The organism is Sedimentibacter sp. B4, assembly GCF_000309315.1.
GTDB classification, from domain to species: Bacteria; Bacillota; Clostridia; order Tissierellales; family Sedimentibacteraceae; genus Sedimentibacter; species Sedimentibacter saalensis.
Genome location: NZ_CANG01000021.1, coordinates 1 through 23,497, shown reverse-complemented (window position 1 = coordinate 23,497; position 23,497 = coordinate 1). Strand labels below are relative to the sequence as shown.

19 protein-coding genes and 1 pseudogene are annotated in these 23,497 nt (G+C 36.6%); 11 read left to right on the top strand and 9 right to left on the bottom strand.

Going from position 1 to position 23,497, the window contains the following annotated elements; genetic code table 11:
• The 9 genes from glgP to BN358_RS04200 form a co-directional block, all read right to left on the bottom strand.
• A partial coding sequence (gene glgP, locus BN358_RS04240; protein ID WP_019228061.1) for a glycogen/starch/alpha-glucan family phosphorylase occupies positions 1–1,861 on the bottom strand: 1,861 nt, incomplete at its 3' end.
• Entirely contained in the window at positions 1,861–3,303 is a 1,443-nt protein-coding gene (locus tag BN358_RS04235) for a glycogen synthase (RefSeq protein ID WP_019228060.1), read from the bottom strand. The genes BN358_RS04235 and glgP, both read right to left, overlap by 1 nt.
• 10 nt (positions 3,304–3,313) lie before the next feature.
• Positions 3,314–4,435, bottom strand: coding sequence for a glucose-1-phosphate adenylyltransferase subunit GlgD (gene glgD / locus BN358_RS04230; protein ID WP_019228059.1), 1,122 nt, complete (start codon positions 4,433–4,435; stop codon positions 3,314–3,316).
• A gap of 11 nt (positions 4,436–4,446) precedes the next feature.
• Positions 4,447–5,592 (bottom strand): glucose-1-phosphate adenylyltransferase, encoded by a 1,146-nt coding sequence (locus tag BN358_RS04225; protein WP_019228058.1) that lies wholly within the window; start codon positions 5,590–5,592, stop codon positions 4,447–4,449.
• Complete coding sequence (glgB, locus tag BN358_RS04220; protein ID WP_019228057.1) at positions 5,579–7,492, bottom strand: 1,4-alpha-glucan branching protein GlgB; 1,914 nt, start codon at positions 7,490–7,492, stop codon at positions 5,579–5,581. Before glgB ends, BN358_RS04225 begins: the two co-directional genes overlap by 14 nt.
• Positions 7,493–7,681: 189 nt before the next feature.
• Positions 7,682–8,533, bottom strand: coding sequence for a hypothetical protein (locus tag BN358_RS04215; protein ID WP_019228056.1), 852 nt, complete (start codon positions 8,531–8,533; stop codon positions 7,682–7,684).
• A gap of 15 nt (positions 8,534–8,548) precedes the next feature.
• Complete coding sequence (locus tag BN358_RS22230; protein ID WP_019228055.1) at positions 8,549–9,319, bottom strand: hypothetical protein; 771 nt, start codon at positions 9,317–9,319, stop codon at positions 8,549–8,551.
• The gene (locus BN358_RS04205; RefSeq protein ID WP_019228054.1) at positions 9,312–10,019 is read right to left on the bottom strand and encodes an ABC transporter ATP-binding protein; all 708 of its coding nucleotides are present in this window, start codon (positions 10,017–10,019) and stop codon (positions 9,312–9,314) included. Before BN358_RS04205 ends, BN358_RS22230 begins: the two co-directional genes overlap by 8 nt.
• Positions 10,020–10,032: 13 nt before the next feature.
• Positions 10,033–10,383, bottom strand: a complete 351-nt coding sequence (locus tag BN358_RS04200) for a GntR family transcriptional regulator (protein ID WP_019228053.1) — start codon at positions 10,381–10,383, stop codon at positions 10,033–10,035.
• Between the two features lie 416 nt (positions 10,384–10,799).
• Between BN358_RS04200 and BN358_RS04195 the strand changes: the two genes are divergently transcribed.
• The 11 genes and pseudogenes from BN358_RS04195 to lysS all read left to right on the top strand — a co-directional run bounded on the left by BN358_RS04195 (position 10,800) and on the right by lysS (position 23,108).
• Positions 10,800–11,984, top strand: coding sequence for an amidohydrolase (locus BN358_RS04195; protein WP_019228052.1), 1,185 nt, complete (start codon positions 10,800–10,802; stop codon positions 11,982–11,984).
• A gap of 13 nt (positions 11,985–11,997) precedes the next feature.
• Positions 11,998–12,948, top strand: a complete 951-nt coding sequence (locus tag BN358_RS04190; RefSeq protein WP_019228051.1) for an ABC transporter permease — start codon at positions 11,998–12,000, stop codon at positions 12,946–12,948.
• Positions 12,949–12,975: 27 nt separating this feature from the next.
• A complete protein-coding gene (locus BN358_RS04185; RefSeq protein WP_019228050.1) occupies positions 12,976–13,902 on the top strand; it encodes an ABC transporter permease in 927 nt (308 codons plus the stop codon).
• 108 nt (positions 13,903–14,010) lie between these two features.
• Entirely contained in the window at positions 14,011–15,681 is a 1,671-nt protein-coding gene (locus BN358_RS04180) for an ABC transporter substrate-binding protein (RefSeq protein WP_019228049.1), read from the top strand.
• A gap of 113 nt (positions 15,682–15,794) precedes the next feature.
• The gene (locus tag BN358_RS04175) at positions 15,795–16,850 is read left to right on the top strand and encodes an ABC transporter ATP-binding protein (RefSeq protein ID WP_019228048.1); all 1,056 of its coding nucleotides are present in this window, start codon (positions 15,795–15,797) and stop codon (positions 16,848–16,850) included.
• Between the two features lies 1 nt (position 16,851).
• Complete coding sequence (locus BN358_RS04170; protein ID WP_019228047.1) at positions 16,852–17,811, top strand: ABC transporter ATP-binding protein; 960 nt, start codon at positions 16,852–16,854, stop codon at positions 17,809–17,811.
• Positions 17,812–18,010: 199 nt separating this feature from the next.
• Positions 18,011–19,084, top strand: coding sequence for an alanine--glyoxylate aminotransferase family protein (locus tag BN358_RS04165; RefSeq protein WP_019228046.1), 1,074 nt, complete (start codon positions 18,011–18,013; stop codon positions 19,082–19,084).
• Positions 19,085–19,133: 49 nt separating this feature from the next.
• A complete protein-coding gene (locus BN358_RS04160) occupies positions 19,134–19,946 on the top strand; it encodes a biotin--[acetyl-CoA-carboxylase] ligase (protein WP_019228045.1) in 813 nt (270 codons plus the stop codon).
• The gene (dusB, locus tag BN358_RS04155; protein WP_019228044.1) at positions 19,930–20,925 is read left to right on the top strand and encodes a tRNA dihydrouridine synthase DusB; all 996 of its coding nucleotides are present in this window, start codon (positions 19,930–19,932) and stop codon (positions 20,923–20,925) included. Before BN358_RS04160 ends, dusB begins: the two co-directional genes overlap by 17 nt.
• A 197-nt stretch (positions 20,926–21,122) precedes the next feature.
• Positions 21,123–21,593: a transcription elongation factor GreA gene (gene greA / locus BN358_RS04150; RefSeq protein ID WP_019228043.1), complete on the top strand. Its 471-nt coding sequence runs from the start codon at positions 21,123–21,125 to the stop codon at positions 21,591–21,593.
• Positions 21,594–21,631: 38 nt separating this feature from the next.
• Positions 21,632–23,108, top strand: a pseudogene (gene lysS / locus BN358_RS04145) (lysine--tRNA ligase).
• Positions 23,109–23,497 lie beyond the last annotated feature (389 nt).

Below are 23,497 nucleotides of genomic sequence, written 5' to 3'. Positions count from 1 at the left end.
GAAAACAAACATTGATGTATTTTTTAACAAATGTATTTTTATTTATATAATCGCTGAGTGCAAATATAAGCTGAATTATTTCCTTTGCCCTGAAGTATCCCGGGGCAGCCTTGGCTGCAAATATGAATGTTTCAGGTACAATGTCAGCAATATTTCCTTCGTTTATATCTATTATGAGGCTTATGATTCGCAGGGCATTTAAAAGCTGCCTCTTGTATTCGTGAAGCCTCTTGGACTGTATGTCAAATATGGAATCAACGTCAATATTGATGTGGTTTTGTCTTGAAATGTGTTCTGCCAGTCTTTTTTTATTCTTGTATTTAATTTCATCAAGCTTTGTCAGGACACTCTGGTCATCTTTATATTTTTTAAGAAGATTTAGTTTTTCAGGATTCAGGTAGTATTCTTCACCGAGAATATCCGTCAGCAAGTCCTTTAGCAATGGGTTTGCCTGATTGACCCATCTCCTGTGGGTTATTCCGTTTGTTACATTTATAATTTTACCTGGAGTGTATTCATTGAAGTCTTTGAAAATTGTTTTTTTAAGTATTTCCGTGTGAAGATCAGCCACGCCGTTTACACAGTGGCTGCCCCGTATGCACAGGTTTGCCATGTTTATTTTTCCATAGCCGAATATGGACATCTTGAGGGCTTTATTTCTATCTCCCAAATTGTGGGCAGCCTCATCCATGAAACGACGATCTATTTCTGCAATTATCATGTGAATTCTTGGAAGCTTCACCTTGATTATGTTGTCTTCAAATGTTTCCAGCGCTTCGGAAAGTACAGTATGGTTTGTGTAGGAAACACTATCTACAACCATTTTCCACGCTTCATCCCATGAATAGTTGTAATCGTCCATGAAAATGCGCATGAGTTCCGGAATAACAAGGGCAGGATGGGTGTCATTTATGTGAATTGCATTTTTTTGACTGAAGTTATCAAGGGTATTGTACTTGCTGTAATGTGCTTTAACGATGTTCTGGGCTGATGCTGAAACAAGAAAGTACTGCTGCTTCAGTCTCAATATTTTACCTTCGTAGTGGTTGTCAGAAGGGTAGAGAACCTTTGATATTGCTTCGCCCAGTGAATCTTCTGCCAGGGCTCTTAAATAATCGCCCTGTGAGAACAGGTTCATGTCAATGCTGTTTAAGCTTCTTGATTCCCAGAGCCTTAATAGACTAACTCCTTTGCTGTCGTATCCTGATATCATCATGTCGTAGGGTACGGCTTCTATTTGAGTGGGGTAGTCGTGATAAATTTTCAAACCTTTATCGGTCCACTCCTCCCTGATTTTTCCGTCAAATTTAACAATAACTCTTTCTTCGGTACGTGGAATGAGCCATACATCTGAAGTTGTCAGCCAGTCATCGGGAAGTTCCGTCTGCCATCCGTCTATGATTTTCTGCTTGAAAAGCCCGAACTCATATTTTATTGAAAAACCAACGGCTGGAAAATTTCCAGTAGCTAGAGAGTCCATGAAACATGCAGCCAGCCTCCCAAGCCCTCCGTTTCCCAGGCCAGGGTCCTTTTCGATGCTGTACAGCTCTTCCAGGGATACATTATATTTTTTTAAAGCTTCAGAAACCTCCTGCTCGATTTTTAAGTTGTACAAGTTGTTTCTCAGAGATTTACCTGTAAGAAATTCCATGCACAGGTAATAAACCTTCTTTTGCTGATTATTTGTAAACTGCTTTAAAAATGTATTTCTTTTTTTTAGCAGCAGATCTCTTATAACAGTTGAAAGTGCCCTGTAAATCTGGGTTGTGCTCGCAGATTGTGGTTCAGTGTTCCAGTAACGGGAAATTTCCTCGTCAATCAATGCTTCCATTAGTGTTGCATTTATTTTTTGTTCCAACATTATTTTTCTCCCTGGGTCAATAAACCTTGAAACATGTCAAAGTATTTATCAGCTGATGCATTCCAGCTGAAGTCAACATTCATGACTGCTTCAACAAGTTTTTCCCAATCTTTTTTTTCTGAGTATACTTTAAGTCCTCTTTTTATGGTTTCCGCAAGAACTCTTGGATTTTGTTCATAAAATGTAAAGCCGTTTCCAGAGCCTAGACTGCAGTCGTGTATGGAGTCTTTAAGGCCTCCGGTTTCCCGCACAATTGGCACAGTACCGTAACGGGATGCAATCATCTGAGCAATTCCGCATGGCTCACTTATGGATGGCATTAGGAGAAAGTCAGATCCCGCATAAATTTTGCGTGCCAGGTCTTGATTAAAATCAATCCTTACTGCCACCTTGTCATGGTATCGGTCCTGAAGGGACTTGAAGAAAAGTTCGTATCCCCGGTCTCCCTTTCCAAGTATTATGAACTGCACCTTTTCTTTTAATACTTCCTCAATTCCGTGAATGATAAGTTCAAAACCCTTGTGTTTCACAAGCCTTGAAATAATTGCAACAACTGGTATATTTTCATCCTGAGGAAGTCCTGCAAGCATCTGAAGGTTCAGTTTGTTAAGGTATTTTTTCTTTATATCCTTGCTGCTGAAATTTTCAAACAACGCACTGTCTGTTTCAGGATTGTAAAAGTCCGTATCTATGCCGTTTAAAATGCCTCGTAGCTTATGAGAATTGTTGCTTATTATTTTTGCAAGGCCGTGGGCATAAAAATCATCCATTATTTCCCTTGAATAGCTTTCACTTACGGTGCTTATTATGTCACTTGTTTCCATAGCTCCCTTCAGGAGATTGATTGCACCGTCGTATTCTATAATTGATTTTTCTTTTCCGTGGATGTCAAATACATCCTCGGCAATGTTCAAGTCATAAATTCCCTGGTATTCAATGTTGTGGATGGTGATTACTGTCGTTATATTTTTATAATTTGAATAACTTGAATACTTTGTTTTGAGATACACAGGAATCAAAGACGTCTGCCAGTCGTTTGAAAGAATAATGTCCGGTATGAAATCAATCATAGGCAGTATAAAAAGAACTGCCTTTGAGAAAAAAGCAAATCTTTCGCCGTCATCATAGTGACCGTAGCATTCGTTTCTTTTGAAATAATATTCATTGTCGATGAAATAATAAGTTACATTGTTCATCTTCTGCTTAAATACTCCGCAGTACTGCTGCCTCCATGCAAGAGGCACTGTTGTTTTTACTGCAAACTCAAAACCGCTTCTGTCTGTTATGTTTTGGTACAGAGGAATTATTACTCGGATGTCTATTTTGTCACCGTATTTTTGGGAAAGCGCCTTTGGAAGAGAACCAGCCACATCACCCAGGCCGCCTGTTGCTATAAATGGGGCAGCTTCAGAAGCCGCGTACAATACTTTCATAACACTCATATAATCACTCCTATACTATCGAATGTTTCTTAATAAAGAACGGGCAGCTGGAATAGCCTAGCAAGACTCTGTCATTGTTAACAAATGCATATGTATCTGAAATTATTGAATCGAGCTGAGCATTTTCACCGATAGTTCCATGCTGCATTATAATTGAATTTTTAACAACAGCATTTTTTCCTATTTTTACATCCCTGAATATGATGCTGTTTTCAACAGTTCCTTCAATTGTACAGCCGCTGGCAATCAATGAATTTTTTACATTTGCATGCGATAAGTACTTCGTTGGTGTTGAATCCTTTGTCTTTGTAAATATGGGACCGGTTTTAGAATAAAACAAACTTTGCAGAACATCCATCTTTAAAAGTTCCATGCTGTTGTCGTAATAGCTCTGCAGGGAATCTATGTGTGCATAGAACCCCTTGTATTCGTAGCCGTAAATTCTCAGGCTGTGCACTCTGGCAGCAAGGACATCGTAGCTGAAATCCTTGTAGTTTCGTGCAATGGCATCATGAATTAATGCCTCAAGAAAATCCTTGTTCATAACCCATGTGTTAAGACCAATGTTTTGGACACCGTTTATTATGGGATAAACTAGTATGTCTTTTGCCCGGCCTTCATCATCAAATTCATACATTATTTTATGAATGGAACATGTCTTTTTAAGCGGATACTTTGTGTACACTGCAGTTATGTCTGAATTTCTTTCTTCATGATATTTTATTACATCCCTGTAGTTGATGTTGTAAATCATGTCGCTGTCGGACAAAACAACATATTTTTCCTTTGAAGATGATATGTAGTCCAGTACTCTTTTTAAAGCGTCAAGCCTTCCGGTGAATAATCCGTGGTTTTCACCCAGGGCGTATGGAGGAAATATGAGTATACCTCCTTTTTTTCTTGACAAATCCCAGTCCTTGCCGGAGCCTACGTGCTCCATAAGAGAACGGTAGTTGCTTTTTGTTATGATGCAGATTTTATGCATTCCTGAGCTGACCATATTGGAAAGGGGGAAATCAATGAGCCTGTATCTTCCTCCGAATGGTATTGCAGCAACTGAACGGTGGGATGCCAGTTCTGTCATGCTCCAGTCCTGCATGTCAGAAAATATTATTCCTAAAGTATTGTTCATAATGTCCCTCCTTACATGTTATTTATAACGCTGTCGCGCGGTATCACAGTTATTTCTGATTTTTGATCTTTTGGAGTCCCTATTTTTAAACCAGGACCGATTTTCACCATTTCATCTATTATTGAATAGTTTACTTGGGAATTTTTCTTTATTTCAACATCAGCCATTACAATTGAATCTTTTACCACAGCATTTTCATTTACTTTAACACCTGAAAATATTATGGAGTTTTCAACTTTCCCAAGTATTACTGCTCCTTCGGAAACTATGGAGTTTTTTACTTCAGCTGAACTACTTATGTATTGAGGAGGCCTTTCCTCATGCCTTGAATATATGACCCAGTCTCCGTACAGGTCAAAACCATCGTGTCCCAACAGGTCCATGTTTGCTTCCCATAGGGAATCAATGGTTCCTACATCTTTCCAGTATCCCTTGAATTCATAGGAGTACATCTTTTCTTCTGATTTCAGCATTGCAGGTATTACATCTTTGCCGAAATCTTTGGAAGATTCAGGGTTTGAATTGTCAAGCTCGAGATATTTCTTTAATTTATTCCATGAAAATACATAAATGCCCATGGAAGCAAGGGTACTTTTTGGCCTTTTTGGTTTTTCTTCAAAATCTGTTATTCTTCCGTCTTCATCAGAACTTAGAATTCCAAAACGGGAAGCTTCTTTTTGACTGACATTGATTACAGATATGGTGCAGTCGGCATTTTTTTCCTTGTGGTATTTTATCATTTGGGAATAATCCATTTTGTAAATGTGATCTCCCGACAAGACCAGAACATATTCCGGATCATACTGATCGATAAAATCTATGTTTTGATAAATTGAATTTGCAGTTCCCAGGTACCATTCAGAATCTCCAACTCTTTGATATGGGGGAAGAATTTGTATTCCACCGTGCATTCTGTCCAGGTCCCATGACTTTCCGTCTCCTATATATGAATTTAATATCAGCGGCTGGTACTGAGTGAGCACACCTATGGTGTCCAGTCCTGAATTTACACAGTTGGAAAGAGCAAAATCAATGATTCTGTACTTGCCTCCAAAGGGCACAGAGGGCTTTGCTATTTTTGTTGTGAGGGCCCCCAGTCTGCTTCCCTGCCCGCCGGCAAGAAGCATTACCACACATTCTTTTTTAGCTAATTTCATATATGTTACCTCCCATTTCGTTAACCTTGAACTTTTCATCCTTTTTAAGGAAAATTACCGACAGGGGCGGCACAGTCAGGGATATGTGTGAATCGTATCCGTGAAGTTTGCCTGCCTTGGAAACAATTTTTTCAAAATTTCCTGTTCCTGTTCCGCCATATTTTTCAACATTGGAGTTAAATATTTCAGTGTAAATTCCCTTATCTGCTCCGATGGAGTAGTTGTGTCTTTCAACAGGTGAAAAATTAACTACAGTTATAAGTTCTTCCTTGTTTTTATTTATTCGTTTGAATGCTATTATATTTTGTTCATAGTCATCGTTGGAGATCCACTTGAACCCTTCCCATGAATAGTCAACTTCCCAAAGCTGGGAACAGTTTAAATAAAACTCATTCAAATCCTTAATATATATGTTCAATTTTCTGTGATATTCATAATCCGTGAGAAACCATTCAATTTCTTTTTCAAAGTTCCATTCGGTAAACTGCCCCACTTCATATCCCATGAAGTTCAGCTTCTTACCCGGATGAGCTGTCATGTATCCAAGAAGTGCCCTCACTCCTGCAAATTTTTCCTCATAGGTTCCAGGCATTTTGTCTAGGATTGATTTTTTCCCGTGGACTACTTCATCGTGAGACAAAGGAAGTATGTAGTTTTCGCTGAATGCATAATGCAGAGAAAATGTAATGTTCTTGTGCTTGTATTTTCTGTAAAAAGGGTCTGTTTGTATGTATTCAAGCATGTCATTCATCCAGCCCATGTTCCACTTGAAGTTAAAGCCCAATCCTCCCAGGTATACAGGCTTTGTAACCATTGGCCATGCTGTTGATTCCTCAGCAATCATCATGGTACTTGGATGAAGATTGAATACGGTTTTGTTTAGATTCTTTAAAAACTCAATTGCTTCAATATTCTCATTTCCGCCGTAAATATTTGGAGTCCATTCACCCTGCTTCTTGTCGTAATCAAGATAAAGCATGGAACTTACGGCATCAACCCTCAGTCCGTCCACATGGTATTCTTCCAGCCAGAAAACAGCATTTGAAATGAGAAAAGATACTACTTCGGATTTCTTGTAGTTGAATTTGTGTGTTCCCCAGCTTATGTTTTCTCTTTTTTGTACATCATCGTATTCATAGAGGAAGCTTCCGTCAAATTTGTACAACCCATGGGCATCTTTAGGAAAGTGTGCAGGAACCCAGTCAAGGATTACACCTAATCCGTGAAGGTGACATTGGTCTATTAAAAATTTAAGTCCGTCAGGTTCGCCGAACCTTCTTGTCGGGGCGTAGTAGCCTGAGACCTGATAACCCCATGATCCATCAAATGGATGTTCCATGACAGGCATAAGCTCAATGTGTGTGAATCCGTGTTCCTTGGCGTGTTTTATAAGCATTGGGGAAATTTCTTCATAAGTGTAGAGGCTTCCGTCTGCACGTCTTTTCCAGGATGACAGGTTAACTTCATAAATGTTAAGAGGCACTTGGTATATGTTTAATTCCTTTTTATATTCCTGCCAATTTTTGTCCTGCCATCTGTAATTGTCAAGGATGTGGACTATGGAGGCTGTTTTGTCCATCGTCTGGGCAGAAAATGCATAGGGGTCTGATTTGTAAAGGTCATTTCCGTCAGCATCAGCAATGAGGTATTTGTATAGCTCTCCTTCACATATTCCATGAGTAAATAGTTCCCATACTCCACCCATGGAAATACGTTTCATTTCATAGATTTTGTCTCTGGACCAGCTGTTGAAGTTTCCCACAACATGCACAGATTTAGCATTGGGAGCCCAAACTCTGAAAACGACTCCGGACTCTTCAATGTGTGAGCCGAGAAATTTATATGAATAATGGTTTGTTCCCTGGTGGAACAAATAAACGGGCAAGTCATTTTCAGTCATAATTACACTCCTTGATGATTTTATTGTAATGTATTTTAACATTAGTTATATGAAAATTATGTAAATACTTAATAAATTATACAATAAAATATTTATTTTAGAAAGGCATATATAATATACCACAGATTGACATGAACAAAACATGTAAAATAAAAAAGCTGTTTACTGCATAGCAGCAAACAGCACATGTTAATTGAATTCTATATCGCCTACATTTGTTTTAAGATTTATTTCTGTTTTTCCGTTACCTTCAGACAATGTTCTTTTACCTTCCATGAATTCCTCTATAGTTGCCTGGTAGCCTGTGTTCTCAGGTATTGTCACATCAATTGTCCCTACCTGTGCTTCGGCAACTATTTTGTCTGCCTTAGAAATATCTGTAAAGTTAAGTTCTATGTCACCTGTGTTGACTGAGAACTCAGAGCTTTTTGCTGCTGAGAAGCTGGAAAGAACTATGTCACCAACGTCTGCTTTCAAATCACAGAATCCTTCACCATTTTGAATACTTATTTTTCCCACGTTTGAGTAGATATCAAAACTTCCGTTTATGCCGTCAATGTCAATGTCTCCTACATTCAGGGCTATTTCTGTGTTTTCGATGTTTGAAGGAAGAAAAATCTCCATGCTTGTTTCAATGTAATTTCCATCTATAAAATCAATTCCATCTGTTGAAGTGTTGATATCTATTGAATACTGAGTTTTTTCCTGGGTGTATGTGTAGCTTTCAAGAAGTTTTTCAGCTTTGTCCTTTGATCCTGATTTTGCTGTTATAGTTATATTCACTATTGCTTCCTGTGACTCATGAGATTTTATAGTTATATCTCCGACTGAGCTGTCTATGTTAATTTTATTAAGCCCTGTGCCGTCAAATGTGAGTGTTTCGGTTTTTTCTGCTTTTTCTTCTCCCACGGAGTTTATGATTGTCTTTGTTATTTTGTCGGATACTTCTTTTACGGCATCTTCATTTACTTTAAAATTTGAAGTGCATCCGGCAGCCAGAATAAGGGATGCAGATATTAGCAATACAGCTATTTTTTTCATTATTTCCACCCTTTTTTATAAATTTATTTTCTTTTCAAGAAGGTATCCTGAGCACAATGTGAGTATTATGCTTTGGATGATTGAAACTGCAATTACAGGAAACATTATTACCAGAAGTTCTGAAGCCGAAACTGTGGTCACATTTACAAATGAGTTGTATTGAGGCGATACAATGGAGTAAAATTCTCCTGATACATAAGTAAGAGCCCAGTTTAAACCGATGAATATGATGAAGCTTAAAAATCCCCCGAACTTAATTTCTGAAAAAATGCTTTTTCTGATGGTCATTGCAGTGTATACGGTTACTATGAAGCCTATTACAAACACAAGCACCGCAAACAGGAATACAAACACATGGCCAAGGTTTATGCCTATGTTTCCTGACAAGAGGGTGTTAATGTCATTCATCACTTCATTGATGTCTACATAACGTCTGGTCTGGTAAATTATGAATGCGCCGTTTATAAGGATGAACAAAAAGTATATGAACAGCATTCCTATGCCTTCAATAACAGCCGCCGCCAGCTTTGACATGATTATTTTGTATCCGCTGTTTGGAGTCATGAAAAGCATGTAGCCGGATTTTTTATTCAGGTCATCGCTGTAGGTTCTTATAACGTCGCTTACATACAACACAGATAGAACCAACGGGAATAAAAGCAGAAATGAAGAGCTTCCTGCAATTCCCCTGGTGAGAAGATACAGGTTTAAAACCAAAGCCGAAATCAATGTTATTGATATTAGTTTATATTTTTTTATGAATTCATATTTTAAAAGATTAAACATTTTTGTAAACCTCCTTGTACAATCCTTCAACAGATGTTCCTTTTGAAAGCCTCAATTCTTCAGCATCACCGAAAAGTTCCACCCTGCCGTCTTTTAAAAATATTACGGAATCAAGTATTTTTTCTATTTCACTCACAAGGTGAGTGGATATTATAAATGTCTTTGTTTCATCGTAGCTCTTTGTTATGAGATCCATTATGGTATCTCTTGATAAAACGTCCACACCGTTTAATGGTTCATCAAGCATATACAAATCTGTATTTCTTGAAAGAGCCAGGGCAACCTTAAGCTTTCCGTTAAGGCCTGAAGACAGCTTTGCAATTCTGAATTCAGGATCCACCTTTATTTCTTCCAATATGTTCATTGCATAGTCTTCTCTGAAGTCTTTGTACATGTCCGCATAAAACTTCACAGCATGTTTGACCTTAAAAGAATCATACAGGAAATTTTCTGTGGGCATGTATGATATGCTCGATTTTGATTCATAAGACAGAGGATTTCCGCTTATGAACACCTGGCCGCTTGTTTGCTTGTGAAGCTGAGCAATTACTTTCATGAGTGTTGTTTTTCCGCTTCCGTTAGGACCCAGAAGTCCGTAAATCTTACCTTTTTCTACTGAAATGTTCACATCTTCCAAGGCTGTCTTGTTGAAATATTTTTTAGTCAGATTTTCAATTTTTAAAATTTCATTTCCATTCATTATTATTTCCCCTTTATTTATTTTCAGCTATAAATTTAATCATGTCTTCCCTTGTGAAGCCTATTTGTTCCATTCCCCTAATAAAGTCATCAATCTGCTTTTGGGCCATTTCGTACCTTAAACTTTTGATTCGTTCCGGTGACTCTGTTATGAATGTTCCCAGACCTCTTTTTGTAAATAAAATTTCTTCCATTTCCATCTCCTTGTAAACTCTTGCCACTGTATTGAAATTTATTCCAAGCATTGTTGAATATTCTCTTGATGACAGCATTTTGTCACCTGCCTTAAGTCTCCCTGTGACAATATCCTGTTTTATTTTTTCTATTACCTGCAAATATATTGGAATGTTGTTGTTAAATTCCATTGTTGCACCGCCTTACTGTATTAGTATCATAGTCACATAATACACTCGTACTTTTAAAATGTCAATACCTAAAATGTTAATTTAATGAAACAATTTATGCAATGTGATATATTTCAATAAATCTATAAATAAATTTTTAAATAAACCACTTGACATTGGATAAATTACTTACTATAATCATCTAAATACAAAAAAGAAATTAAATATGAATAGCAAAGGCGCTATAGGTAAATTGAAACATACCTATAGTGCCTTAAATTTTATTATCTTAATTTATTTAAGGAAATTTTAGAGGCAATACTATAAAGAATATTAATAATCAAATATAAATAGCAAAGGCGCTATAGGTAAATTGAAACAACCTATGGCGCTTTTTCTTATTTATGATTTTAAAATAATTATTAAGGAGTTTAAAAATGGGATACAAGCAATGGGTAGATGAGTTAGAAATGAATTATAGCGAAACAGTTCAATGGAGGAGGCACATTCATGAATATCCGGAACCTTCTTTTGAAGAAAAGAAGACTGCTGAATTTATTGTCAGCAAGTTAAAAGAATTTAAAATAGATTATATCAGAACTAATGTTGGAAATGGATATGGCATTGTTGCCAAAATTAAAGGTTCAAAGCCAGGTCCCACAATAGCATTTCGAGCTGATATTGATGCATTGAGGCTTCAGGAAGAAGCAGATGTTATGTTCAGTTCAAAAAATCCGGGGATAATGCATGCATGCGGTCATGATGCACATGCAGCAGCTCTACTAAGCGTAGCTAAAGTGCTTCAGAATAACAGAGATGAATTAAAGGGTAACTTAGTGTTGTTGTTTCAGCCGGCTGAAGAATGTCCTCCGGGGGGAGCCGAAAGCATGGTAAAGGATGGGTGTCTTGACGGAGTGGATTATGTGTTTGGTCTTCACGTCATGTCTAATGTTGAAGTTGGTAAAATAGGATATTTCAGTCATTTTGGATCTGCCTGCTCTGATACATTCAACATAAAGATACAAGGTAAAGGAGGACATGGAGCAATGCCTCACACGGCTATAGATCCTGTTGTAATAGGTGCCAATGTAGTTACACAGCTGCAATCTCTGGTAAGCCGCTACATAGACCCTCTTAAACCTGCTGTTCTTACATTTGCAGGATTCCAGGCAGGTGGAGCAGCAGACAACATCATTGCTGACAATGCATATTTAAATGGTACAGTTCGTACCTTGAATTCAGAAGTACGTGACTTAATGGAAGAACAGATTAAAAAAATGGGCAATGCAATTATTAATTCCTTTGGAGGAAAAGCAGAAATAGAATATCGCCGTGGTTATCCATCAGTTGAGAACACTTTGGAAGTTACGGACCGTCTTAAAAATATTCTTGCTTCCAAATTTGGTGAAAAAGAAGTGTCTGAACTTACTGTTACAATGGGGGGTGAAGACTTTGCATATTATCTTCAAGAAAAACCAGGATCATTCTTTTATGTTGGAGCAGGAAATGATGATATTAATGCTAATTTTCCTCATCATCATCCAAAATTTAAAATTGATGAAAAATCGATGATATACAGCGGAAAAGCATTTCTGGCTCTGGCTGAAGATTATCTTTTATAAGGAAGGTGGTTTAATGAAAAAATATATTATTAAAAGAATTCTGATTTTCATACCTGTTTTATTTATGATTTCAATTGGAGCATTCTTGATTGTTAACTTGGCTCCCGGCAATCCAGTCGACATGTATGTTTCGCCTGATATGACAGTTGAACAAATACAAGCGACTAAGGAAGCTTTAGGATTAAATGACCCACTCATAGTGCAATATGCAAAATGGGTGACAAACATAATGAGAGGCAATTTAGGATTTTCATTTTCAAGCAGAATTCCTGTATCTACAATTTTGTCTCAAAGAGTAGGTCCAACACTTTTGCTCATGTCCATATCACTTGTTGTGGCATATGCATTAGCTATACCCTTAGGTATATTAAGTGCAAAAAAACAAAATTCAATAGTTGATTATGTTGTAACGGGCATATCATTTACGGGAATTTCACTGCCAAGTTTTTTCCTTGGGCTGGGATTGATATATGTCTTTGCAGTACAGTTAAAATGGCTGCCTACAGGAGGAACGAAGCTTCTGGGTGTGGATGGAGGAATTGCAGACAAACTTAGACATTTGATTTTACCGGTAATAGTATTAGCATCGCAGTTTGCCGCCAATATGATACGCTATGCTCGCTCAAGCATGATAGATGTTTATAATGAAAATTATATGCGTACTGCTACTGCAAAAGGATTGAAGCCTATGCAGATTTTAAAGGATCATGGAGTAAGAAATGCTCTTATTCCAATTATAACAGTAATAGGTGCTGATATACCTAAAATTGTAGGCGGAGCCATTGTAACTGAACAAATTTTTCAGTGGCCGGGGATTGGGTCCTTGATGGTAGCATCTATAAATTCGAGAGATTACCCTGTATTAATGGCTATTACAATGATTTCAGCAGTAGCTGTATTAGTTGCTAACATACTTGTTGATGTTATGTATGCAGTAGTCGACCCTAGAATTAAGTTTAGTTAAGTAAAAATATATGAAGGAGAGGATAAAATGGAAATTAGTTCAAAATTAAAGTTTGCTGATCCTGCAAACAATCATGGATATGAAGTGATTGAAAATATAAATGCAAATAAAGAAGGAAGCTACTTTAAAACAATTGCCGGAAGATTTGCTAAAAATAAAGTTGCCATGGTAAGTTTGATTCTTTTTATACTTCTTATATTGGCTGCTGTACTAGCTCCTGTAATATCTCCATATCCGCCAAATAAGACTGTAGGAAACTTTGAAGCAGCACCAGACAGAGAATTTCGTCTTGGCACAGATGAAATTGGACGTGATGTTTTAAGTAGGTTAATATACGGTGCCAGGGTTTCATTGATTGTCAGTATGGGGTCTGTTGCCATATATGTAGTAATTGGCACTACGTTGGGATTGATTTCAGGTTATTTCGGAGGAATTACAGATGCAGCAATAATGCGTATTACAGAAGTATTCATGTCGTATCCATATTTTATGGTAATCCTTGTTTTGGTGAGTTTAATAGGACCGAGTATATGGACAGTAACTTTTGTGCTTGGTTTTTTAGGATGGCCGCCACTTTGCAGATTAATCAGAGGGCAGGTGCTTTACATTAAGACCATAGATTTCATTTCAGCTGCTAAAGCTACAGGATATTCCACGTCATCTATACTCTTTAAACAAATATTGCCCAATGTTTTATCAATAATTCTTGTAAATGCAACATTTGGTATTGCTAATGCAATTTTAACTGAAGCTTCATTGAGCTTTTTAGGCATGGGTGTTCGTCCTCCAGCTGCCAGCTGGGGAAACATGCTATCTAACGCTCAATCATTGACAGTTTTATCCATGCAGCCATGGAGATGGGTACCGGCTGGTATAGTAATATTAGTTTCAGTCTTGGTTATTAACTTTATAGGTGATGGTTTGAGAGATGCAGTAGAGGGAGAAACAAAGTAAATATTACTTACTATTATCGTTAATATAATTGGATTCAACTTTCCAACATTAGTATGGAATGTTGTGTAATCAATTAATTATAAAATTTTATTACTTGGAGGAATTAAAATGAAGAAAAATGCAATTACAAAAAAATCTTTACTTGCTTTAATATTAGCACTAATGCTAATTTTCACAGCTTGCAGCGGTGGCGAAAAAGCTCCGGAAACTAACACAACTGTTAACCCAACAGCAGGAACGGAAACTTCCAATGAAACTAGTGCTCCTTCGGATATTCTGTATATTGGTATGACTAATGCACCGGCTAGTTTTAACGTAGTAAATACTGCTGATATTGCAGGAAGATGGGTACAAAGATTCATGTATGATTCATTACTGACAATGCCTACAACAACTACATTTGAACCTGGACTTGCAGACAGCTTTGAAGCAGAAGACAATCAAAATTTTACTATTAAATTAAATGAGAAAGCAGTTTGGAGTGATGGTACACCAGTTACTGCAGATGACGTTGTATTCACATTAAACTATATAGCAAATCCTGAAGTTGAAACAGCAAGGGGAACAAATATTGCTATGCTGGAAGGTACGACTGCAGCTGGAAAACTTGAAGAAGGTTTGACAGAAATACCTAATTTAGTTGCAGTTGATGACAAAACAGTAACACTAAAAACTAAGAACCCGGTTGACCCTGCATATATTAAAGAATTTTTAGGCTTTGAATTAATGATGCTGCCAAAACACATAGTTGAAGGCATTCCGGTTAAAGAATATGGAAATTCAGATGCTGTAAATAAACCAACTGTAACAAGCGGACCATATACATTTGTACAATACCAAAACGGTTCTTATGTTGAACTAGCAGCAAACCCTGATTACTACAAAGGAGAACCTGAATTAAAGAAAGTATTTATTAAAATTATGAATGGTACAAACCTCGTTACGGAATTCCAATCAGGCGGAATACACATGGCAGCCGGCGGCGGTATTGGTGTAGTACCGGTTCAGGATTTAGAAATATTGCGTAATGATCCAAATATTCAAGTTGATGCAAACCCAGGATTTAACTCTCAGTTTATGTTGATAAACAATACAAAATATAATCAAAAATTACGTCAAGCCTTAGCTTATGCAATAAATCGTCAGCTTATTGTAGACAATCTTCTAAAAGGTGAAGGCGAAGTGCTTTCCAGCGTTTACGCTTTAGCAAGCCCATATATGAATGAAGATTTAAAACCAATTGAATACAATCCAGAAAAGGCAAAAGAACTGCTTGCAGAATCAGGATTCGATACATCGGAGGAAATTAATTTAATAGTACCTATAGGAAACAAAGTGCGTGAACAATCAGCAAACTTGATTGAACAAGACTTAGAAGCCATAGGACTTAAAGTTACACAAACAACATTTGATTTCCCAACAGTTATGGCAACAGTAAAGACTCATGATTTTGACATGTGTCTTATGGGATTTGGATATACTGTAGAACCTGATATGTCAACTTATTATGCATCTACTGGTTCTATGAATTTTGGTCAAATTAATGATGCACATTTAGATGAACTCATAGAAAAAGGAACTTCTTTGACAAGCTTTGAAGAACGTAAATCTGTTTATGACGAATTTCAGCAATATATGCAAGACAATACATTTATTTTAGGATTGTATTCTGATTACCAGATTGCTGCAAAAAATAAAATTTTAAACGGTGGAATTACATCATATTGGTCAGGTTCCCTTGCTGATATTCAAAACTGGAATTTAAACGGAGCTCAGTAATAGTAATTATTAAAAAACAGGGAGATATCTCTCTGTTTCTTAATTAATGAAAACAGATAACATCTTGATGGTTACTCAAGGACAAGAAATGAAATAAAATTGAGGTGAGATAAATGGAAGAAAGCAAAATTTTAGAGGTTAAAGATTTAGCAATTTCTTTTAAAACATTTGAAGGTGAAGTCAGTGCAGTAAGAGGCGTAACCTTTGATTTGCATAAAGGGGAAACATTAGCCATTGTTGGAGAATCGGGTTCAGGCAAATCTGTATCTACTAAAGCAATAAATAGAATTTTACCAAAGAAAAACACATTTATTAAAAGCGGTGAAATTATTTTTGAAGACAAGGACTTATTGAAAATTTCTGAAAAAGAAATGCAGGGAATTCGTGGAAAAGATATTGCAATGATATTTCAGGATCCTATGACTTCATTGAATCCAACAATGAAAATAGGCAGACAAATTGCTGAATCTATAATTGTTCATCAGCATGAAAATAAAGGGAATGCAATTAAACGTGCTGTAGAGCTTTTGGATATGGTAGGTATCAAAAATCCTGAAAAAAGCAGCAATTTGTATCCGCATCAATTTTCAGGCGGAATGAGACAAAGAGTTATGATAGCTATGGCATTGGCATGTCATCCAAAAATAATCATAGCAGATGAACCTACTACAGCGTTAGATGTTACAATACAGGCGCAGATACTGGATTTAATGAATGAACTTAAAGATAAATTAAACACTTCCATATTGTTTATCACTCATGATTTAGGGGTAGTAGCACAGATGGCAGACCGTGTGGCTGTAATGTATGCAGGAAAAATCATAGAAATAGGCACTGTTGATGAAATATTTTACAATCCTCAACACCCATATACATGGGGACTGTTAGCTTCAATGCCATCAGCTGATATAGAAGGTCATGACTTGTATAATATCAATGGTTCTCCGCCTAATTTGCTCTGTGTTCCTAAGGGTGATCCATTTGCTCCAAGGAATGAATATGCTTTAGAAATTGATTATGAAGAAGAACCTGAAATGTTTAAAGTTTCAGATACACATTATGCTGCTACATGGCTTCTTCATCCCAATGCACCAAAAGTTACTCCACCAATAGAAGTAATGAGAAGAAGAGAAAAATTTCTGAATCTTAAAATGAAGGAGGTTATCTGATATGGGATTAGTACAAAACAAAAATGTAATATTAAGTGTTCGTAACCTTAATCAATATTATAACGAAGGAAAGAAAAATGAAGTACGAGCAATAAATAATATTTCTTTTGATATATATAAAGGAGAGACACTTGGATTAGTTGGAGAATCTGGCAGCGGCAAGTCAACTACTGGAAGGGCAATATTAAAGCTCAGCGATATTACATCGGGAAGTATTATATTTGATGGTAAAGATATAACCAAGATAGACGGCAGAAAAGAAACTCTTAAGTTCAGAAAATCAATGCAGATGATCTTTCAAGACCCATATGCCTCACTTAATCCCAAGATATCAGTAATGGATATTATTGGGGGTGCCCTGGATGTTCATAAAATGACTAATACAAGAAAAGAGAGAACAGAAAGAGTTTATGAACTATTGGAGGTTGTAGGATTAAGCAAAGACTATGCTTCTCGATATCCTAAAGAATTTTCAGGGGGTCAGTGCCAGCGTGTTGGCATTGCAAGAGCCCTTGCTGTAAAGCCTGATTTTATCATTGCTGATGAAGCAATTTCAGCACTGGATGTTTCAATTCAGGCACAGGTTGTTAATTTGTTAAAAAGCTTGAAAAAAAGCAGAGATTTGACATATTTATTCATTGCTCATGATTTGTCAATGGTAAAGTATATAAGTGACAGAATAGCAGTTATGAATGCCGGAAGAATATTGGAATTGGCGCCATCTGATGAATTATACCGCATACCTCTGCACCCTTATACAGAATCTTTGCTGTCAGCAATGCCTACTCCTTATCCAGACGATGAACGCAGCAGGCAAAGAATATACTACGATAAAAAGTATCATACTTATGAGGATGAAACAAAAGTTAAACTAAATCAAATTGCACCCGGACATTATGTTTATTGTCACGAAGATGAAATTAAACACTATATTAAAAAATATAAGCAGTTGAATAAATAGTAATTAATAATATTTCAATAAATCTTGACACACATATTATAATGATATATACTTCATACAAATATTTTCAGAGAGCTTACAACTCTCATCTCAGCTGAGATGGGAGCTTTTTTACATAGTAAGTTCCTTCCCGTATTAATACAAAACGAGGAAAAATGGTTTTGTTTTCGAATATCTATTTTATAAATATGGAGGTTATATGCATAAGAAATTATTTATTCCAGGACCAATTGAAGTTAGTGAAGATGTTCTTCTAAAAATGTCCACACCCATGATTGGACACAGAAGCAAGGATGCTTCAAAGCTTCAGAAAGACATATCCGATAAATTGAAAAAACTTTTTTACACTAAAAATGAAGTCTTGCTTTCTACATCTTCAGGCAGCGGATTAATGGAAGCGGCAGTAAGATGCTGTACTAAAAAAAGAGCAGCTGTGTTTTCAATTGGTTCATTTGGAGACAGATGGCATGAGATGGCAGTTTCAAATGGTATAGAAGCAGATTTGTTCAAGTCTGAACCGGGAAGTGTTACTACACCGGAAATGGTTGAAGAAGCGCTGTCTACAGGAAATTATGACCTGATTACAATAACTCACAATGAAACATCAACAGGTGTAATGAATCCCCTAGAGGAAATAAGCAATGTTGTACGAAAATATCCGGACGTAATATTTTGCCTTGATACAGTTAGCTCTGCAGGAGGAACAAAAATAGAGGTTGACAAACTTGGAGTAGACATATGCATAACTTCATCTCAAAAAGCGCTTGGTCTTCCTCCGGGGCTTGCAATATGCACAATTTCAGAACGTGCTGTTGAAAAAGCAAGAACAGTGAAAAACAGAGGATTTTATTTTGACCTTGTCCAGCTTTATGATACGGTTAAAGACAAGGACTACCAGTATCCTTCAACACCAAATCTCTCAGCAATGTTCGCCCTCGACTACCAGCTTGACAGGATTATGGAGGAAGGTTTAGAAAACAGATTTAATAGACATCTTGAAATGGCGGAATACACAAGAGCCTGGGCAAAGAAAAACTTTGAACTTTTCCCCGAGGAACAATATGCATCAGTAACTCTCACCACAGTTAAGAATACCAGAGGTATCAGCGTGAAGGATCTTAATGCAGAGCTTGGTAAAAGAGGTTATGCAATATCCAACGGTTACGGAAATCTTAAGGAAAAAACATTCAGAATTGCACACATGGCTGATTTGACATTAAACGACGTTAAAGAGCTTCTTGCAGCAATTGATGATATATTATCCATTTCTTGACGAAAAGCGTTTTTTGGAGTAATATATTCAGGGAGAATGGGAGATTTTAATGTACGATTTAAACAGTGTTAACAGCTACTTGAATACAAAAATAATTGGTCAGACTATTATTCAATATGATAGTCTGGCATCAACTTATGCCAAGGCAAAAAATATTTTCAACACATGCCCTGACGGGACTGTTGTGCTGTCTGAAAACCAGTCGAAATGCACCCTTAGATTCGGCAACGAATGGATATGCCAGGAAGACAAAAATATTTATCTGAGTATAATTTTGAAGCCTTCGGGAAAAAATCTCATAACATCCAAGTTTGATATTGTTGGATGTTCATCTGTCTTAGAAGGTGTTGCCGAAACATGCGGTTTACAATGCAAAATTAAATGGCCCAATGACATATTGGTAAGGGACATGAAAATTGCATCCATATGCTGCGATTTTGCAGGAAAATCAAGTGAACCCACAGGAATAATTATTTCCATGTGCATAAATGCAAACTTGGACATGAGTGAAACAGATAAAATAAATGAAGAAACAAAAAAATCAACAACATCTATAAAAATAGAAACAGGCACAGATGTTCACAGAGAAATGCTTATTGGGAAAATACTGAACAATGTTGAAAGACATTACTATGAATTTTTAAGCATGGGCACTGTGGAGAGCGCCGTCAATTCATGCATCATCAATTCAGCAATTGTAAACAGAAATATTAAGACTGTAAAGCGAGGAAAAAAATCCGTGAGAAATGTATATGCCAAAAACATAGACGACGATGGATGCCTTGTGGTTGATGATGAAAAAGGAAATGAAGAAATACTGAGTCCAGGAGAAACCATTATAATATATGAAAGAAATGCTTAAAGTCGGCAACATCCAATTGAATACAAATGTATTGCTGGCTCCTATGGCGGGAGTTACAGACATTACTTACAGAACCATATGCAAGGAAATGGGAGCCGGACTTGTGTATACAGAAATGGTCAGTGCCAAGGGACTGTACTACAAGGACATAAAAACTGCGCAGCTGATGAAAATAAACCAGAAAAACAGGCCTGTCTCGCTTCAGATATTCGGAAGTGATGCGGACATAATGGCATATGTAGTGGAAAACTACATAAACCAGAGAGAAGACATAGACATTGTTGACATCAACATGGGCTGCCCTGCACCAAAAATAGTAAAAAATGGTGACGGCAGTGCGCTTATGAAAAACCCATCATTAGCAGGAGAGATTATAAACAAGGTCAAGAAATCTTCCACAAAGCCTGTGACAGTTAAAATAAGGGCTGGGTGGGATTCAAAAAACATCAATGCAGTCGAGTTTGCAAAAATTTTGGAATATAACGGAGCAGACATGATTGCTGTGCATGGCAGAACAAGAGAGCAGTTTTATACTGGAAAGGCAGATTACAGCATTATTAAGGAAGTTAAAGAAAGCATAGATATACCCGTCATAGGCAACGGTGACATTTATTCTCCCCAGGATGCTTTGAAGATGATTTCTGAAACTGATTGTGACGCTGTTATGATAGGAAGAGGAATCTTGGGCAATCCATGGCTCATAATGAATACGGCAAAAGCTCTTTTGGGAAATTTCGATTTCTATGAACCGTCACTGACTGAAAGAATAGAAATGATCAAAAGACATGCTTCCATGCTGGTAAGTGAACTGGACGAGAAAATAGCAATACTCGAAATGCGTAAATTTGCTGCCTGGTATATGAAAGGAATGAAAAATTCCTCAGAGACTAGAGCCAGCATAAACAAAATAACAAATGCAGAAGATTTGTATAATGTTTTAAACAGATATTTAGAGACAATTGATTATAATATGATGTAATTTAACAAATATCTTGACATTGTTAAGTTACTTGATTATAATGTTTAAATTAATTAGTAAAGAATTGTCATCGAATTATCATATTATATCAATTTCATAATAGAATGAATTATACATCTTTGAGCAAACAGAAAATAATATGTATAATAAAATGCATTAATTTTGTAACAAGCAACATTATTAAAAGGAGCAATATTATGAAGAATAATGAAACTTTGATTACAGCAGAGGGATTGGAAGAATTAAAAAACGAGCTTGAAGATTTGAAGCTGGTAAAAAGAAAAGAAATTTCAGAAAAGATTAAGGTTGCTTTAGCTTTTGGGGATATAAGCGAAAATGCCGAATATGATGAAGCAAAAAATGAACAGGCAAACGTTGAAGCCCGAATTGCTAAGCTGGAGCAGATGATCAAAAGCGCCAAGGTAATAAAGGCAACAAAACAAAAAGGAATAGTAAGCATTGGTTCAAAGGTTCAAATAAAAGATCTTGAGTTTGATGAAACAATGGAATACACAATTGTGGGTTCCGCCGAAGCAGACCCTTTTAAGGGCAAAATTTCAAATGTTTCGCCTTTGGGGAAAGCCCTGCTGGAGAAAAAAATAGGTGATATCATCGAAGTTGCATCTCCGGCTGGCGATATGATAAAATATGAAATACTAACAGTTTAAATAAAAAACTTTAGCAAAAGATAAGGTGGTGTTAAAAATTGAGTGAACAACAAAATTCAGGAGATTTAAGGCAGGTAAGGGTTGGAAAGTTAAAGGATCTTATTGAAGCAGGAAGAGATCCATACAAGGTTTCTAAATATGAAGTAACATCCAATACAAAATATATTAAAGACAACTACGAAGAGATGGAAGGCAAGCATGTTTCAATAGCCGGAAGAATAATGTCTAAAAGAGGTCAGGGAAAAGTAGGCTTCTATGATATCCAGGATCATCTTGGAAGAATTCAGATGTTTGCTAAACAGGAGACCATAGGTGAAGAAGAGTATGACTGGCTGAAAACTTATGATATAGGAGACATCATAGGTGTTAAAGGCGAAGTTTTCAAAACTAAAATGGGTGAAATTTCTGTAAAAGCTGAAGAGATCAAGTTGTTGTCAAAATCCCTTCAGACTCTCCCTGAAAAGTTCCATGGACTTAAAGATACTGACTTAAGATACAGACAGAGGTATGTTGACTTAATAGTTAATCCTGAAATTAAAGATGTATTTTTAATGCGTAATAAAATAATCAGAGGAATAAGAGAATACCTGGACGGCGAAGGATATTTGGAAGTTGAAACTCCAATCTTAAGCCCAATTGCAGGCGGTGCAAACGCAAGACCGTTCATAACTCATCATAACACTTTGGATATAGATATGTACATGCGTATTGCAAATGAGCTTTTCCTTAAAAGATTGGTTGTAGGCGGACTGGGTGACGGCGTTTATGAAATGGGCAAAATGTTCAGAAATGAAGGCATGGATGCAAACCACAATCCTGAATACACTGCAATAGAAATATACAAACCATATGCTGACTTTAACGACATGATGACCTTGACTGAAAATATAGTTGCATTTGTTGCCATGAAAGCAAGAGGAACTACTAAATTGGAGTTCCAGGGCAAAGAAGTGGACTTCACTCCTCCTTGGAGAAGAGTAAAGATGCAGGATATGGTTAAGGAACATACAGGTATTGACTTTGATCTTATAAACACAGATGAAGAAGCAATTGAAATTGCGAAAACAAAAAGGATTGGAAATTAAACCTTTAATGACAAGAGGACATGTTATAAGCGAAATGTTCGAAGAGTTTTGCGAAGAACACTTGCAACAGCCTACATTTGTTACGCATCATCCTGTTGAGATATCACCTCTTGCTAAGAGAAATGTTGAAGATCCTAGACTTACTGACAGATTTGAAGCATTTGCCAACACATGGGAAATTGCTAATGCATTTTCAGAGTTGAACGATCCAATAGATCAAAGAGAAAGATTTGAAGAGCAGGTAAAACAAAAAGAAGCAGGCGATGATGAAGCACACATGATGGACAATGACTTCATCAATGCCATTGAAGTAGGCCTCCCTCCAACAGGAGGACTTGGAATAGGTGTTGACAGAGTTATAATGCTTATTACAGGACAGCCTACAATAAGGGATATCATATTGTTCCCGACAATGAAACCAATAGACTAATAGTATCATATAACATATATAATAGAACTAAACAGAGCAGCATTGCTGCTCTGTTTTTATGTTTCGTATTTTCCTGATATTTCAAGTAATCATATTGTTGTTTGGGGTTGACAAATGAATATGGAAGTGGTAGACTATCAAAGTTGTCTTAAGTGACAGGCGTGAAAATATTGTCAGTTGACAATATGAATAAAATACTGTAGACTGAGCAAACTATCTTTCGAGTGCAAATCAGGATTAAGAAAAAGATAAAAAACATCTTGACAAGCGGCTTCTGAAATGATAGAATATAAAAGTTGCTGGCGACGGCAACAAGTTGAGAATTAAATAAGTAAAAAAAACTTCTTGACAAAGAAAAGCTGATGTGGTAAACTATCAAAGCTGTCTCA